The organism is Candidatus Peregrinibacteria bacterium, assembly GCA_016220175.1.
In the GTDB taxonomy this organism is placed as follows: Bacteria; Patescibacteriota; Gracilibacteria; order CAIRYL01; family CAIRYL01; genus JACRHZ01.
In genome coordinates this window covers 11,812-27,303 of sequence record JACRHZ010000075.1, presented here as the reverse complement: position 1 = coordinate 27,303, position 15,492 = coordinate 11,812, and the positions used below count along the sequence as shown (strand labels likewise).

The following is a 15,492-nucleotide window of genomic DNA, read 5'->3' as shown; positions in this document are numbered from 1 at the left end:
TAAAATATTATATTATGTAGATATTATACTATAAAATACTTTTAAATACTACAAATTTTCACCCCAGCAACTTTCGAAACTCCTCCTCTTTCCCTTCAAACGGTCCGATGAGTGCGAGAGAAAGTTTTTCAGGAATGAGAATTGCCCGAGAAACTCGGAGAATATCATCTGCTGAAACCGCGTCAATTTTTGCAAAAAGTTGTTTCAGTGTTTTGATTTCCGGAAGAAGGAGCGCCTGCGTTCCCAAAAAACTTGCAACTTCTTCACTGTCCTCCATACGAAGCGTAATTTTCCCTTTGAGAAAATTCTTTGCCTTTTGAAGCTCTTCATCTGAAATTTTTTCAGCAGTAATTTTCTCATATTCTTGCCGAATTGCCGTGATTGCTTTTTCCACCCGAGCAATATCTACTCCCGCATGTGTAGAAATCACTCCACAATCCGTGTATCGATCGGTCGTAGTAGAAATGGAGTAACAGAGACCGTGTGCTTCTCGAATGTTCAAAAACATGCGAGAACTCATATTGCCGCCTAAAATTACGGCGAGAAGATTCAGGACATGTTCATCTTTATGCGCCATGGGAAGCCCCGGATAGCCGACCACGAGATGCGCTTGTTCGGTTTTTTTATTTCGAAGATGAAGACGTTCAGGATTTTTTGGCCAAGCAAAATCAATATGATGTCGCGTTCTTTTCGCAGCTGGAAACTGAAAATATTGTTTTGCAAGCTCAAGCGATTTCTCGGGAGAAATATTTCCGGAAGCAATGATGACCGTATTCTCCGGCGTATAGAGCGCAGATTTGTAATCTTGAAATTCCTGCTGCGTAACTTTTGCAATGAATTCTTTTGTCCCGATTTCATCCCGTCCCATCGGATGATCACTTCCAAAAAGAAGTTCTTCAAAATCCCACCCAATTTTATATATCGGCGTGTCTTCATACATGTTAAATTCCTCCAAAATTACTCCGCGTTCCTTTTCGATTTCATGTGGAGAAAAAATGGAATTGAGGAGCATGTCAGAAAGAACATTAAACGAGGTTTCCACTTGTTCAGCAGAAACCTTTACGTAATATCCCGCATATTCTTTTCCCGTAAACGCGTTAAAATCTCCGCCAACGCCATCAATTGTTTCGGCAACTTCTTTCGCATTTTTATAACGAGCTCCACCTTTAAAAAACATATGCTCAAGAAAATGAGAAATTCCGCGCTCTTCATCTTTCTCATTTCGTGATCCTGCTCCGGTAAGGATGAGGAGCGTTACTGCTTTCGTACCAGTATTTTGAGAGGTAATGAGGCGAAGGTTATTGGGAAGACTGTGCTGTTGAAACATAATGTGGAATTTCTAAATTTTATAATTTTTAAAGAATTTTTAATTTTGTAATTTTTTTTACATTTTACCTTTTCTCTACAGCTCCATCTTTTCATTTTCCGCACCGTTCTCTTCTTCCATTATTGCAGGAACTGGCTCAACTTCGCCACGTGCCACCATTTCTCGGACCTCCTTATCGAGAATATCTGAAATTTTTTGATTTGTCTTCAGAAAGTCTTTAGCGTTCTCTCGACCTTGTCCAAGTTTTGTTTCTTTATACGTAAAGAATGCGCCTGATTTTTTTACAATTCCGAGACGCACGGCAGTATCCAGAATATCTCCAACTCGAGAAATTCCCTCATTAAACATAATATCAAACTCTGCTGATTTGAACGGAGGAGCAATTTTATTCTTTACCACTTTCACTTTTACCCTATTTCCCACAGCTTCTTTTGTATCACCTGATCCTGTTTCAATTTTTGACGTTCGTCTGATGTCCATTCGCACAGAAGCATAAAATTTGAGCGCATTTCCGCCGGTAGTCGTTTCTGGATTTCCAAACATAACCCCAATTTTCATGCGAATTTGATTAATGAAAATAATGGTCGTTTTTGTTTTTCCCACAATTCCTGTGAGTTTTCGAAGTGCTTGGCTCATGAGACGAGCTTGAAGTCCCATGTGCGAATCCCCCATCATTCCTTCAATTTCTGCTTTTGGAACGAGAGCTGCAACGGAGTCTATAATGATGAGATCAATCGCGCCCGAACGAACGAGGAGTTCAGCAATTTCGAGTGCTTGTTCCCCAGAATCTGGCTGAGAAATGGTACATTTTTCGAGATTTAGCCCAATTCTTTTGGCATACTCCGGATCAAGGGCATGTTCGGCATCAATAAATGCGACCTGTCCACCGCGTTTCTGATACTCCGCCGCGATATGAAGAGCGAGTGTCGTTTTTCCGGAAGATTCCGGTCCATATACTTCAATAACTCTCCCTTTGGGAATTCCTCCTCCAAGAGCAATATCGAGTGAAATTGATCCTGTTGGAATAGTTTCTACGTTCATTTTTCCGGCGCTGGAAAGGTTCATGATAGAACCTTCTCCATATTGTTTTTGAATCTGAGCCATAGCATTTAAAAGTGCTTCATGTCTCGGGTCTTTTACAGAAGTTTTTGACATAAAAAGAAAGAAAAAAAACAAAAAGGAATGTACTTTCAGAATACAGAATATTTACAAAAACACAAATTGTCAGTCAATTGTATTTTCTTCTTTTCAAATTCCAGCAGAAAACGGTATGATGGCAGAAGAAAATTTTTGGTACCCTGACCATGCCTGTATCACTTGAAAAAAAACTCGAAAAAGCTCGCAGGAAACGCGATCTTTCTGTTTTTGACGTACTTTCGATTGATGATCTTTCGATGCAAGATATTGAACTTATTTTAAAAATTGCGATACTCTTTAAGGAAGCGGAAACGGCGAAGCTTAGCCTTCTTAAGGACTCCACCATTATTACCGCGTTTTACGAACAGTCGACGAGGACGAGGCTCAGCTTCGAACTTGCAGGGAAACACCTCGGGGCAGATGTTGTCGGAACCTCAGCAGAAAGCTCTTCTCTGAGGAAAGGAGAGAGTCTTCTCGACACGATGCTCACGCTTGCAGCACTCAAACCAAAAGTAATTGTCATGCGTTCCACTGATGCCGGAAGTCAGTGTTTTGTCGCGCAACATGTACCATGTGCAGTGGTGAGTGCTGGAGATGGGTGGCATGAGCATCCAACCCAAGGTCTCCTCGATGCAAAAACGATGCTCGATCATCACGGAAATATGGAAAAAAAAGTGTTGACGATCATCGGCGACACTTTACACTCGAGGGTTTTTGGATCACTTGTTCGAGTTGCAAAAAAACTCGGAGCAAAGGTGAGAATTGCTTCTCCGTGTACTTTTATCGCACAAGGAGTGGAAGAATTTGGCGTGGAAATCTTCACCAATGTAGAAAAAGCACTTGCAGGAGCACATGTAATATGCGCACTCAGAGTGCAAGAAGAACGAGGTTCAACTGGTTTTATTCCGAGTCTTCAAGAATACGCAAAAATGTACTGTATGACTTCAGAGCGTCTTGCTCTTGCGGATAAAAATGCGATCCTTATTCATCCTGGACCAGTCATTCGCGGGGTTGATGTGGCATCTGATCTCGTTTGCCATCCGCAATCAAAAATTCGGGAACAGGTAACAAATGGTCTCGCTGTGAGAAAAGCGGTGCTTTGGCTTCTCGCAAAGAGGTACGATAAAAAAACGAAACCTTTTTCTCCTGCATAAATGACTGAATTTCTTATTACCAATGGACATGTGATTGATCCTGCTCACAAAGTGGACACCATTTGTGATATTCATGTGCGGGATGGAAAAATTCTGAAAATCGGGAAAAAAATAAAAGTGGAAAAACACTGCCAGAAAGTGGAAGCGCGAGGGAAAATTGTTACTCCGGGACTCGTGGATATTCAAGTACACTTGAGGATACCAGGACAAGAAGGGAAAGAAAACTTGAAAACCGGTCTTAGAGCTGCTCTCGCAGGAGGCATCACTTCTGTCGTTTCCATGCCGAACACTTGTCCTATAACAGATTCAGCACTTGCTGTTCGCTATCAAATCGAACAAGCTGAAAAACTCGGGCTTGCGCGACTTTTTCCTGCAGGAGCGATTACGAAAGGCGAAGAAGGCAAAGAGCTCGCTCCCATGAAAGCAATGAAAGATGCGGGAATTGTTGCCGTCACAGATGATGGGCAAGATGTGCAGAATGAAGTTGTTCTCAAAAGAGCCATGGAATACGCGAAAACGCTTGATTTAGTGCTCATGAATCACTGTGAAGTGGAAAGTCTTTCTGCTGGCGGAATGATGCATGAGGGAATCATTTCGACAAAATTGGGACTTCCGGGAATTCCGAGAGTTGCCGAAGATGTTTCCGTTCTTAAAATGTTATGTTTGGCAGAATACACGGGCGCAAAAATACATATTTTCCATGTTTCTTCCAAAAATTCAGTAGATTTCATTGAGTTTTTTCAAAAAAGAGGTGTTCATGTGACGGCAGAAACGTGTCCTCAATATTTTTCTCTCACCGATAAAATTGTTGAAGGATACAATACAAATGCTAAAATGTATCCACCCATTCGTTCTGAAGAAGATAAAAAAGGAATTGTTGAAGGACTCAAAAAAGGAGTGATATCTGTGATCAGTACAGATCATGCTCCCCATACGAAATTTGATAAACTCAAACCGTTTTCAGACGCAGCACGAGGAAGTGTTGGTCTTGAAACGAGTTTTGCTGCGGGATTTACACATCTCGTCAAAAAAGATCATATTTCTCTCGTAAAACTTATTGAACTCATGAGTGTGAATCCAGCCGGGGTTATTGGAATTCCTCACGGAACACTTTCTGTCGGAACTGATGCGGACATTGCGATTTTTGATACCGGGAAAAAATGGGCAGTGCGCGTGAAAGATATGGAAACAAAAGGTGCAAATTCTGTTTTTGAAGGAATGACGCTCCTTGGAAAAGCTGATCAGGTGTTTGTGGGAGGAGTGGAAAAAGTGAAAAATGGAAAAATTTTATAAAATAAACTCCAGATTTTCTGGGTCAGTATTCCAGTTCAGAGGATTATTTTGAATATACGCCTGAACGTTTTCCAAATGTGAATCATTCTCAATTATGGATTCGTAATAATTTCGTTGCCAGAATTTTCCAGGAACATCATGAATGTTCTTGTTTTTTAAGTATTGCAAATATCCATGTACACACAATGATTTAAATGATCCGACAATATTCCCAATCGTAATCGTAGGGGCAGGCCTTGCGCCTGCCCTTTCATTCAAAATTAATGATGATATAGACCTTGCGCCTGTCATATTATTATTTTGAACGATCGAATTGCATTGAGCGACCGCGAAGGTCGTTCCTACGATTTCTTCCGATATGCCGACGAAAAATTCATCACTAATTATAATGATTCCATGAATATGATTTGGCATCACAATAAATTCATTTAATATTACATTCGAATATCGATTCGAAATGTGTCGCCATTCATAATCAACAATTTTTCCCAAAGCTGACAAACGCATGTGTTGTTGAAAAATCTCGCCGAAAACACACTCTCTATTCTTTGTGCAGATCGTAATAAAGTAATACCCGGGTTGTGAATAATCGTATCCCTTCAGACGAATTGATCGACGATTTTTGTTGTAAAGATCCTTCATGCGCCACGAAAAAACTTCCACATATTATAATGATGGAAAGATTTGGTACGACAAAACTCATCATGCGAAAATTATTACTTTGGATGATCGAATCATTTTCATTATCATCTGTCATTTCGGGCGACCGCGAGGGTCGCCCCTACGATATTTTGTATGAAATAATGTGTCGACGGACATCGTCAACACATTCCTATCCAACTCCCTGCACTGGAAACTTCAGAGCCATGCTATTCACCTCAAGTCTGATCTTTTTCCTGAGTTCCGTGTCACCCATATTTTTAAGAATATCGACCATCCAATGAGCTATTTGCTCCATTTCTGGTTCTTTCATTCCCCGAGTGGTGAGCGCTGGAGTTCCAAAACGAATTCCTGAAGGTCTCATTGCTGGATTTGGATCATCAGCAATCATATTTTTGTTAAGAGTAATCGCCGCTTCATCCATGGCTTCTTGCGCATCGTGCCCATTCACTCCAAAAGAAGTCTGCACATCCATAAGAATAAGGTGATTTGATGTTCCTCCTGTAATCATGCGCACTTTCCTTTCATGGAAAACTTTTTCCATAGCTTTCGCATTTTTAATAATTTGATGTGCATACTCTTTAAATTCTGGTTGGAGTGCTTCTTCAAAACATACGGCTTTTGCTGCTATCATGTTCATAAGTGGTCCGCCTTGGAATCCAGGAAATATAGATTTATTGATTTTTGTAGCAATTTCTTCATTGTCTCGAGTGAGGATCATTCCTCCTCGTGGACCACGAAGTGTTTTATGCGTCGTCGTGAGCACGACATCAAATCCGTAATGAAATGGATTTTTCATAGCACCTCCAGCAATACATCCAGCGATATGAGCGACATCTGCAATGGCAATTGCGCCTACTTCTTTTGCGATTTCTACAAATTTGTCATATTCCAAGTCCCGCGGATACGCTGAATATCCGGCAAGGATTACTTTTGGTTTTGCCTCACGCGCCACTTTTCGAAATTCATCAAAATCTATTTCTCCCGTATTCACATCCTTCATTTTGTATCGAACAAAATTGAAGATCTTCGTGATGTACGTGACGGGATGACCATGAGTTAAATGTCCACCGTGACTTAAATCCATTCCCATAAGTGTATCTCCTGGCTCCATAAGGGCGAAATACGTCGCTATGTTTGCAGGAGCTCCAGCGTGCGGCTGTACATTTGCATATTTGCAATCAAAGAGTTTACACGCACGCTCAATCGCCAATTCCTCTATACCGTCTGTATTTTCTTGTCCTCCATAATATCTCTTGTGGGGATATCCTTCGGAATACTTATTCGTAAACACGCTCCCCATTGCTTCCATCACCGCACGAGATGCGTAATTTTCCGAAGGAATAAGCTCAAGACCTTCTTTCTGTCTCTTTTCCTCGGCAAGAAGAAGTTCGTAGATAAGTGGATCCGTGGCTTTTACTGCGGAATATTGCATAAAATTTTTTAAAGAAAGAACGCAAAAAATGGACTTTTTCATACAAATGTATCATGTCATCAGAAATAAGATTTTGCAAATATTCTGAATTTTCTGGGTGCTCAGGCATTCGTAGCAGAGATTTATTTCATAAGCGATGAGTACTACCAATTCCTTATTCCTTATTCCTTATTCCTCGCAAACCATTCTCATCAACATACGCATCAACGGGAATATCGTATTCATCCACTGGAACTTTTTCGACTTTTTGACAGGAGAAAATAACCGCCCATTTTTGACATCGCCCTGAAACATTTGCCAAAAATCGATCGTAGTACCCTTTTCCATATCCAATACGATTTCCCAGAAAATCAATTGCTACTGCCGGAACAATGACGAGATCGAGCATTTGAGGAGAAATCGAAGACGATCCTTTCGGTTCGGAAAGATTATAGTTTTCAGAAACAGGAGAAATTTCGTCGTATGAAGAAATACGTATCGCCTCAAAAAGAGCAGATTCAGGGTCAATGATTTTGGGGAGATACACATGATATGACTCATGGAGAAGTGCCCATTTTATAAGAGCTTTAATATTCACCTCACTTTTATAAGGAACATAAAAGAGGATATTCGCCGCATCGGGAAATTTGTGATGTATCAGCTTTTGAAGTGAGGCACATATTTCTTGAGAAAATTTTTGACGTGCATCTTTTGGCAGCGCAGCCCTCTTCTGAAGCACTTCTTTCCTGAGATCATTTTTAGAAAGAGCTGAAATTTGGACAAGTGACATGATTTTATGAAAAAAACAACATGAGTGTAGCGAAAAAATCGTATTTTGGAGAGTTTTTGAGAAAGATTATTTTTTGAGGAATTTCGCACATTTGGCAAGTATATTCCCTTCAAAAAGAAGCGCTTTTGTGGTATCATGTCCTGATATTCAAATTTTATACACATCCCAAAAGAATGAATCCAGTCGCTCAAATTCCCCAGCAAGAACCTCGATTGCCATCGGCGGCATATGATAACAAAATCTATATAAAGTTTTCTTCGAAGACTTTGGAGAAAAAGGCAATGAATAAAGAAGAGTTCCAAAAGGAATTTGGACTTATTCCCGAAAAGAAAACACTTCTCCTTGGATTTTCTCTTCCCCTTACGGAAAAAAATGGAGCAAATGTGCTCTCAGAAATTCTTCCCGGGATTGAGGCTCTTGGTATCCAAATTGCATTTTTAGGAATTGGAACGGAAAGATATCAGGGAATCGTAACAACATTTGCAAAAGAGAATGAAACGCACGCTGTTATTCTCGAAAATACAGACGAAAATATTCGAAAGCTTAATGCCGGATGCGATGCAATGCTCTTTTTCTCTCGAAATGAAGAAAATGCTACTGCCCTTCACAACGCGCTTTCATACGGCGTTGTTCCCATCGCTGATAAATACCATTTTCCCGAAATCCTTCGGGACTATAATCCGAATCAGGAATATGGAAACTCGTTTTTATTCGAATCACCGGAGAAATGGAAAGTGTTTGCAACTGTTGTTCGGACAATGGAAAACTATCGATTTCCATACGATTGGAAAAGCATTGCACGAGAAGCGATGGAGAAGAGCGAGAAATAAGCAGTAAGCAATAGGCAGTAAGCTGCAGCTCAAAAATACTTACCGCTTACTTCTTACTGCTTACTGCTTATTTGTGGTATTTCTTTCCGACCAAGATGGAAAACGCTCGGTAGATTTGTTCGAGGAGCATGATCCGAAATAAATCATGGGGAAATGTCATATCTGAGAAGGAAATTTTTGCTTGAGCTGACCCTATGACTTCATTAGAGAGTCCGAGTGGTCCACCAATAAGAAACGTGATCTTTCCTCCCTTATAGTCTCGAACTTCTCGAAAAAGATCAGCAAAATCTTTGGAAGACAGCTTTTTTCCCGAAGGCGTGAGGACAACTACAAATTCATCACTGCCAATTCGACTCAGCAACCTCAGTCCCTCTCTTTGTACAATCTCCTTATCAGTCATACTTTCTGTGATTTTTTCTTCCGCCACTTCCACTTTTTGGAGATCGCAAAAATGCTGAACACGATCAAAATAAAACTTCTCGCCATCCCTGCACCAAGATTCCTTTGTTTTGCCGACAACCAGAACCTTTACTTTCATACAGAACAGATAAGGACGTTTCATTTGTAATTTGTAATTTGTAATTCGTAATTCCTACTTCCTGATTCCTACTTCATTCTTCCTTACTCGCGAGTTGCCCACACGCTCCGGCAATTTCATCTCCCATCGTGAGGCGAATTGTAGATGGTACGTTATATTTCTCGAGAATTTTTTGCATGTCTCGAATTCGTTTTTCTTCGGGTTTTTTGAGATCATCGCCGCATTCAGGATTGACGTTGTAGGGAATAAAATTTACGTGTGCGAGACGCCTTTCGAGGAGTTTCCCTAACACCTTTGCATCTTCATCTCCATCATTTTTCCCTTGCAAAACAACGTATTCATAAAAAATTCTCCTTCCGGTCATTTTTGTAAATTCATCCAGCACTTTCATGAGTTTTGTGAGAGAGAAGGTTTTATTCATCGGAACCAAGCTGCTTCTCAACTCTTCGGTAGGAGCATGAAGAGAAAATGCGAGATGAACTCCAAGTTTTTCGTGCATGAGTTTTTCAATTCCCGGAATAATTCCAACAGTGGAAACCGTAATATGGCGAACACCGATTCCAAACTTTTTGGGATCATTGAGAGTTTTGATCGCTCCTACGACATTTTCATAATTAAAAAGTGGCTCTCCCATGCCCATAAAAACAATATTCCGAACTCTTGCCTCATGCGGAGGATTCAGCGGTTTCCATTTTTCTTGAGGATTTGTTTTCTGCCATTCATTTTTGAGATGGCGACTCCAAAAAAGAACCTGTTCAATAATTTCTCTCGTTTCGAGATTTCTCGTAATTCCCAGTTTTCCGGTGGCGCAAAACACGCATCCCGCAGGACAGCCGATTTGCGAAGAAACACAAACAGTTTTTCGTCGTTTGTGATGCATAAGAACAGATTCGATGTATTTCCCTTCGTGAGTGCGAAAAAGTACTTTTTCCGTGTTGCCATCAGAACTCGCTACTATTTTTTTCGGCTTTAGAAGAGAAAATTCAATTTTCTCCTGATGAAAGCGTTTACGAAGCGGTTCTGGGAGCGTGGAAATTTCGGAAAAATCTGAAACGAGTTCACGAAAAATTCCATGATTCACCTGTAGAATTCGATATTTTTTCTCTCCCCATGATGTGAGAATGTCCGAAAACATAAAAAAAGGAAAGAACGAGAAGATTATCGCATGACGAGCTGAAATTTTGAATTCAATTCAAAATTCAAATCCGCTTTAGCGGATTCAAAATTTAGAATTTTAAATTTATATATTCTTCCGTTATACTTCGGATACGCTTTTTAGAATTTATGAAACTTTCGAGAGTCTTCAAAAAAATCTGGGAATACAAACGAAAGAAACAAGAGGAAGAGAAAAGACGAAGCCTCATGGCGGGTCTGCTCTTTCTCCTCATCGGAGGAGCTATGACAATTTTTGCGGGATATTTGCTGTGGGATCGATTTTTTGTTGCTCCAGATCTCGAAAAAATTCTTCCCGAAAAAGATCTCGTGATGCTGATGAATCTCGAAGAACTCGAAACATGGAGTTCTCTTGAGAAGAGCAGTCCTCTGCTACTCAAAACAATCTTATCACTTCAGGATAGCATGCTCGGGACCGATCTCTCTCAGCTTGAATGGAAAGGACGACGTGGAGGAGTAGCGCTTTACAGGAGAGATGCAGTGGAAGGCGATTGGTTTTCAAAAGTTGATTTCGTAGAAACACGAGACTGGCAAAGAGCTCATGAGTATCTCATTAGCAGAAGTCCGAAAGATACTCAGGTTTTTCAGGGATATGAGATATACACTTTTGATACCCCTCGGACTGAGTATTGCACACTCTACCTCAAATACATGGCATGCTCCGACGAAAAACTGACGCTTCAAAATATTCTCGAGAGCAAAGATTCAGCAGTTCAAAAATTGGCCGATGCAGAAGATTTTCAAAAGATCGCGTCTGAGCTGCCGCGACTTCACAAAGCGCGAGTATTTCTCCGAACTGCTGCACTCGAAAATCTGCTTCCTCCGACTTTTTCGGCAAAACTCGTATTGCCCCTCATCCGAGTATTCCCGAGTGTCGGTGCAGCAATCACTGAAAGACCGCGGAGTAATGCGCTCGAAACTGCCTTCGTTCTCCTTAGAAAAAATATAGGTATCCAAAAAGATATTTCAAATGAGGCGATTTCTTTCCAAAAAGATTCTCCAGAAATCCTTTCGTATCTTCCCGAAAACGCCAACGCATTTCTTTGGGGAAATGATCTTGCGGAAGATATTGACCATGGATTTTCTTATTTTGGCGAAGTGGATCCTGCCTTTTTGATTACTGTGAAAAGCACTATCGCTTCGCGGCTCGAACAGTTTTTTGGCGGAGAAATTTCATGGGAATATGATATTCTTCCACTTCTTGCTTCCGAATTTGTGGTCGGGAATTCTGACGATGGATTTTTTGCTGTTCTCAAGACAAATGATGAAGAATTTGCGCAGGCAAAATTAGAAAAATTGATAAGTGCCATTAAAAAAATATCGGCTCGATTTATTCCAAAAATTGTTTCGTACGCATTAGAAGATGGCTCTACCGTAGAAGAGGTGTTTCCCGATGAAGATGCCGTACAAATGGAAGAAACTGCCGAAGGAAATGGAAAAATATTTACGTTTTCAGCCAAGAATGATGAAGCTTCACTTTTTTCTTTGAGTTTAGGACAAGAAGGTGACACCTTATTTTTTGGTATTCCGAGCACAAAAGTCGGCGAACTCCTCAAGAAAAATGCTTCCTCACTCCTTTCTCAAAAACTCCCCCTCAAATTTGCTGGTCCATCGGAGGAAGTGTTTAGTTTTTTCCCAAAATTTTTACTCCCATGGCTTCCTGAAGCGCAAAACATTGGAATTCAAAGAGTTTCCGGAAAAATCGTCACCACACCACTTCTCATTCGGGCTCAAGTAGATCTGGAATTTTAGCACTTCTTCACGTTTTTCCCTTCAAAAATATTCGATTTTTTGGTATAATGGAGCGAAAATAAAGACATATTTCCATGCTCGCTCCAAAATTCCTTCAAAAAACAACGATTACGACAAAAAGGATACTTATGTATTACCTCGCGGCGATGAACTTTATGTTCGTCTACACAGTTCTTGCTTATTCTATTGCCGTATTCCTGCAAGAGCGATTTGAGGGGGCGGACAATGCTATCTTTTTAGTGGGCGCAATTCTCGGGGCAGCCAGTTTCTTCGCCACGTTTGTGGATGTTTTTTGGACATATCTTCAAAAAATCAGAACTGCTCGGATGCTTTTTATGTGGTCAATTTGTGGACTCGCCCTTACTGTTTCTATATTCCTCTTTTCTCAATTTGATGTGGATCTTTTCCAGCCACTCAAATGGGCATTTTTTACCGTGGTTGCGGCGTTTACGTATGGATGGAGCTATGATCTCTATGAAGTCACCATGGTGACGTACATTCTCAGAAAATCAAAATCTGAAGAATTCGCACAAAATATTTCTCAAAAAAAGGTCGCTGAGGCCTTCGGAATGCTTGGAGGTCTCATTGTTGGAGGAGTTATTATTTCATTCGGAACAGAGATCGCTCAAGTATTTCTTCTCTTTTTCCTTTTCGGGCTTTTCCTCTTTGTGAGACATCATTTTGATCGAGATGAAGACAATGTTTCTTTAAAATTTTCCGACAAATCCGGGATTAACTGGAAAGAAGTGTTTGAACTCATTGCCCACCCCGATAAGATTGCTACCGCGGTAGGTGATACGAGTACCTCGCTCAAAAATGAGGTGATCGCACTCTCAAAAGAAACTGCGGAAAAAATAAAAGATCTTCCAGAAAATGCAAAGAAAAAAGCTGAGGAAATGCTCGAAGCGGCACGAAAAAACCTCATTGATATTCTCATGAAGGAAAAAGAGATTGAGCACGAATCTTCGGAAAAGCCAAAATTTAGGTTTCATGAAATGGGGAAGGAAGTCGTTGAACTTCTCAATGATTTCCTGAGTATTCTCTCCAAAAATACGCCGCTTGCAATGTTTTGGGCGATATTCGTGGTCATGTTTTTTTCATTTTGGGACACAATGGCGATTACCTTTCAACCAATTTTTCTCGGACGATTCGCAAATGACCTTGGACCATGGGGAAAATCACTCGGAGGCGTTATTATGGGACTTTTTATATTGCCGGTATTCGTGCTCCAAATCCCTTTTTCCAAACTTGCGGATAAATACGGCAGATACATTATGATTCTCATCGGGATAAGCATTTCTGGTCTTTCTCTCCTCGCTCTTGGACTTATTGATATTGTATTTGGGGGAAGTTTCTGGATTCTGCTTTTGTCGGGAATGCTCAACAGCACTGGATACGCGGCAGCTTTTTCGCCTTCTCAGGCAATGTTTATTTCCGAGCATCAGCGGCATATTTACAGAACCACGGGGAAAATCCTCAGTAACGATGCTGGTGCTGCACCACTCAGACTCGTTCTCAACATTGGAAACATTTTGGGGCAATTCGGTGGAGGTCTTATTTTCGCCTTTTTGGGCTTCACGAGCGGATTCCTCATGTTTGGTGTCCTCCTTGTGAGCATTTCACTCTTCAGCATCCCTTTCCTTGGAAAAATTGCTCATAAAGGTGAAGCTGCGGTAATTATTCCGGAACAAGTTGAGAAAAAGAAGATCAGTACTAATACTAATTAAGAACGTTACTTTTGATCATAATCATTATCTCCTTTGCTGACAACTGACTACTGACCGCTGACTACTTGCAGGCTCCTGAAAAAGGCAAACTTTGGGAGAATTTCTCTTCGGAATGAGTATGAGCTTATTGTCTTGCCGCCTCGGGAGTAATCACATTTGCTTCGGATCCTGTTTTCGCTGGAAAGATAACTTTGATGAAGTCTTTGGCAAGTACCTTTCCATTTTTGTCGACTGCCTTAACTTCATAAATGTTTTCTTCACCGGCTTTCAGGTTTCCAAACTCTATACGCACTTTGTATGTCCATTTTTCGTTTCCTGGAACATATTTCGAGAGGGCATAATCATTTACAAGAATTTTTTCTGTGTCTGAAGACGTTGTCCCGATGAGATCAAACCCGGTTAAATCCTTCGCTGTAAAGTCATCTCCTTTATTCGGCTCGGTGATTTCCAATTTTCCTGTTGATTCTGGCGTTTTCGTCGCATCAAGCTCTTTCTCTCCGCCGAGAGTATCTCCTCCCTCAAATTTTCCCTCCGGATCATAGTGAATGGTGATTTCAGCTTTGCCGAGGAGTGTGTCATTTTTATCAAATGCCTGAATGACATACACGTTCTTCCCGAGAATGAGACTTTCAAATTTTACACTTGCAATATAGGTAAATTCCTTATCCCCTTCGACAAATTTTGAGAGTGCGTAATCATTTATTACTACTTTTTTCGTTCCGCGCGGAACTGTCCCCGAAATTTTCTGAGGTTCTTTGCTGATAAGCACTACAGAATTGTTTTTTCCTGGAACGAGAATTTTTACAGGATTTTCTTCTCCCAAAGTTTTATCTCCACTTTCCTCGGAAGAAACCTCTTCTGAAGCTGGTGGCACCTCGCGAGGAGCATGGGCTGAAAACCAATCATCTTCCGTAAGAATAGCCAGAGCTTTTTCTTCAATATTATCGGAGAATTCAAACTGTTGCCCCACTCCGACATCCTGTGAAAAGACTTCTGTTCCCTTCTCTTGCTTTGAAATTCGAACATTTCCTTTTGCAACTTTTACGAGTGATTTATCATAGTCCACAGAAAATTCCCCATTTTTTGAAGTTATAAAAATAGTGGAAGAGAGTTGGATTTCGAAAACAGAACGTGGATTAAGACTCAAAGCAACATCAGCCCATATTTTCCCACCGTTCATGCGCACTCGTATCTCCCGAGTATCTCCACTTTGCACCCTACTTTTTACGAGACGTATTTCTGTTTTGGTGTCAAGATATAGCTCAGATTTTTCAAAAAATTCCAGAGAGCTGTTCGCTGTATTACGGCTTTGGACCACTTCATTTTCCAGGAGTTTGATCGAACTTGCCATAACTGATCGATATGTTTCTTCACCAGAAAACTGAACATAAACCGTATTTTGTGGCGGTACATTCAGTTTCACTTCAGCGACTTCTCCCGTTTGTCCAAAAAATAAAAACTGAATCAAATAGAAAAGAGCGACTCCTCCAGCAATAATGAGAAGGCTGATAAAAAGCGGATGAACCTTCCGTTTGCGAAAATACGGAGTGTGTTTGTGACCAAAGAATGCCATATTCGTATGTGTTGAGAGCGGTTTGAATTCTCCTCGAAATGGAAAAAGATGTCAATTTTTAGTACAAAGTACAAAATACAAAGTATAAAAACAGGAAAGAAATTTGTTTTTCTTGTTGGCATTT

13 protein-coding genes are annotated in these 15,492 nt (G+C 40.6%); 5 read left to right on the top strand and 8 right to left on the bottom strand.

Annotated elements, in window-relative coordinates; translation table 11 throughout:
- Positions 1-58: 58 nt before the first annotated feature.
- Positions 59-1,327 carry an insulinase family protein gene (locus tag HZA38_06235; protein MBI5415079.1) on the bottom strand — a complete coding sequence of 423 codons (1,269 nt, stop codon included), beginning with the start codon at positions 1,325-1,327 and terminating at the stop codon, positions 59-61.
- A gap of 75 nt (positions 1,328-1,402) precedes the next feature.
- A complete protein-coding gene (gene recA, locus HZA38_06230) occupies positions 1,403-2,482 on the bottom strand; it encodes a recombinase RecA (protein MBI5415078.1) in 1,080 nt (359 codons plus the stop codon).
- Positions 2,483-2,631: 149 nt separating this feature from the next.
- On the opposite strand from recA, the gene HZA38_06225 reads away from it, so the two are divergent.
- Both HZA38_06225 and HZA38_06220 read left to right on the top strand, forming a co-directional pair.
- A complete protein-coding gene (locus HZA38_06225; GenBank protein MBI5415077.1) occupies positions 2,632-3,618 on the top strand; it encodes an aspartate carbamoyltransferase catalytic subunit in 987 nt (328 codons plus the stop codon).
- Complete coding sequence (locus tag HZA38_06220) at positions 3,619-4,911, top strand: dihydroorotase (GenBank protein ID MBI5415076.1); 1,293 nt, start codon at positions 3,619-3,621, stop codon at positions 4,909-4,911.
- On the opposite strand, the gene HZA38_06215 is transcribed toward HZA38_06220, so the two are convergent.
- From HZA38_06215 to HZA38_06205, 3 genes are all read right to left on the bottom strand, one after another.
- Positions 4,906-5,553, bottom strand: a complete 648-nt coding sequence (locus tag HZA38_06215; protein MBI5415075.1) for a transposase — start codon at positions 5,551-5,553, stop codon at positions 4,906-4,908. The genes HZA38_06220 and HZA38_06215 overlap by 6 nt on opposite strands.
- Before the next feature lie 190 nt (positions 5,554-5,743).
- Entirely contained in the window at positions 5,744-7,006 is a 1,263-nt protein-coding gene (locus HZA38_06210; protein ID MBI5415074.1) for a serine hydroxymethyltransferase, read from the bottom strand.
- Positions 7,007-7,160: 154 nt separating this feature from the next.
- Positions 7,161-7,775: a 5-formyltetrahydrofolate cyclo-ligase gene (locus HZA38_06205; protein ID MBI5415073.1), complete on the bottom strand. Its 615-nt coding sequence runs from the start codon at positions 7,773-7,775 to the stop codon at positions 7,161-7,163.
- Positions 7,776-7,948: 173 nt separating this feature from the next.
- On the opposite strand from HZA38_06205, the gene HZA38_06200 reads away from it, so the two are divergent.
- Positions 7,949-8,605: a hypothetical protein gene (locus tag HZA38_06200; GenBank protein MBI5415072.1), complete on the top strand. Its 657-nt coding sequence runs from the start codon at positions 7,949-7,951 to the stop codon at positions 8,603-8,605.
- Between the two features lie 67 nt (positions 8,606-8,672).
- On the opposite strand, the gene HZA38_06195 is transcribed toward HZA38_06200, so the two are convergent.
- Both HZA38_06195 and rlmN read right to left on the bottom strand, forming a co-directional pair.
- The gene (locus tag HZA38_06195; GenBank protein ID MBI5415071.1) at positions 8,673-9,143 is read right to left on the bottom strand and encodes a 23S rRNA (pseudouridine(1915)-N(3))-methyltransferase RlmH; all 471 of its coding nucleotides are present in this window, start codon (positions 9,141-9,143) and stop codon (positions 8,673-8,675) included.
- A 73-nt stretch (positions 9,144-9,216) separates the two neighbouring features.
- A complete protein-coding gene (gene rlmN / locus HZA38_06190; GenBank protein MBI5415070.1) occupies positions 9,217-10,278 on the bottom strand; it encodes a 23S rRNA (adenine(2503)-C(2))-methyltransferase RlmN in 1,062 nt (353 codons plus the stop codon).
- Positions 10,279-10,427: 149 nt separating this feature from the next.
- On the opposite strand from rlmN, the gene HZA38_06185 reads away from it, so the two are divergent.
- Both HZA38_06185 and HZA38_06180 read left to right on the top strand, forming a co-directional pair.
- Complete coding sequence (locus HZA38_06185; protein MBI5415069.1) at positions 10,428-12,068, top strand: DUF3352 domain-containing protein; 1,641 nt, start codon at positions 10,428-10,430, stop codon at positions 12,066-12,068.
- Positions 12,069-12,142: 74 nt separating this feature from the next.
- Complete coding sequence (locus tag HZA38_06180; GenBank protein MBI5415068.1) at positions 12,143-13,795, top strand: hypothetical protein; 1,653 nt, start codon at positions 12,143-12,145, stop codon at positions 13,793-13,795.
- Positions 13,796-13,919: 124 nt separating this feature from the next.
- Here HZA38_06180 and HZA38_06175 read toward each other — a convergent pair whose 3' ends face one another.
- Positions 13,920-15,368, bottom strand: a complete 1,449-nt coding sequence (locus HZA38_06175) for a FecR domain-containing protein (protein ID MBI5415067.1) — start codon at positions 15,366-15,368, stop codon at positions 13,920-13,922.
- Positions 15,369-15,492 lie beyond the last annotated feature (124 nt).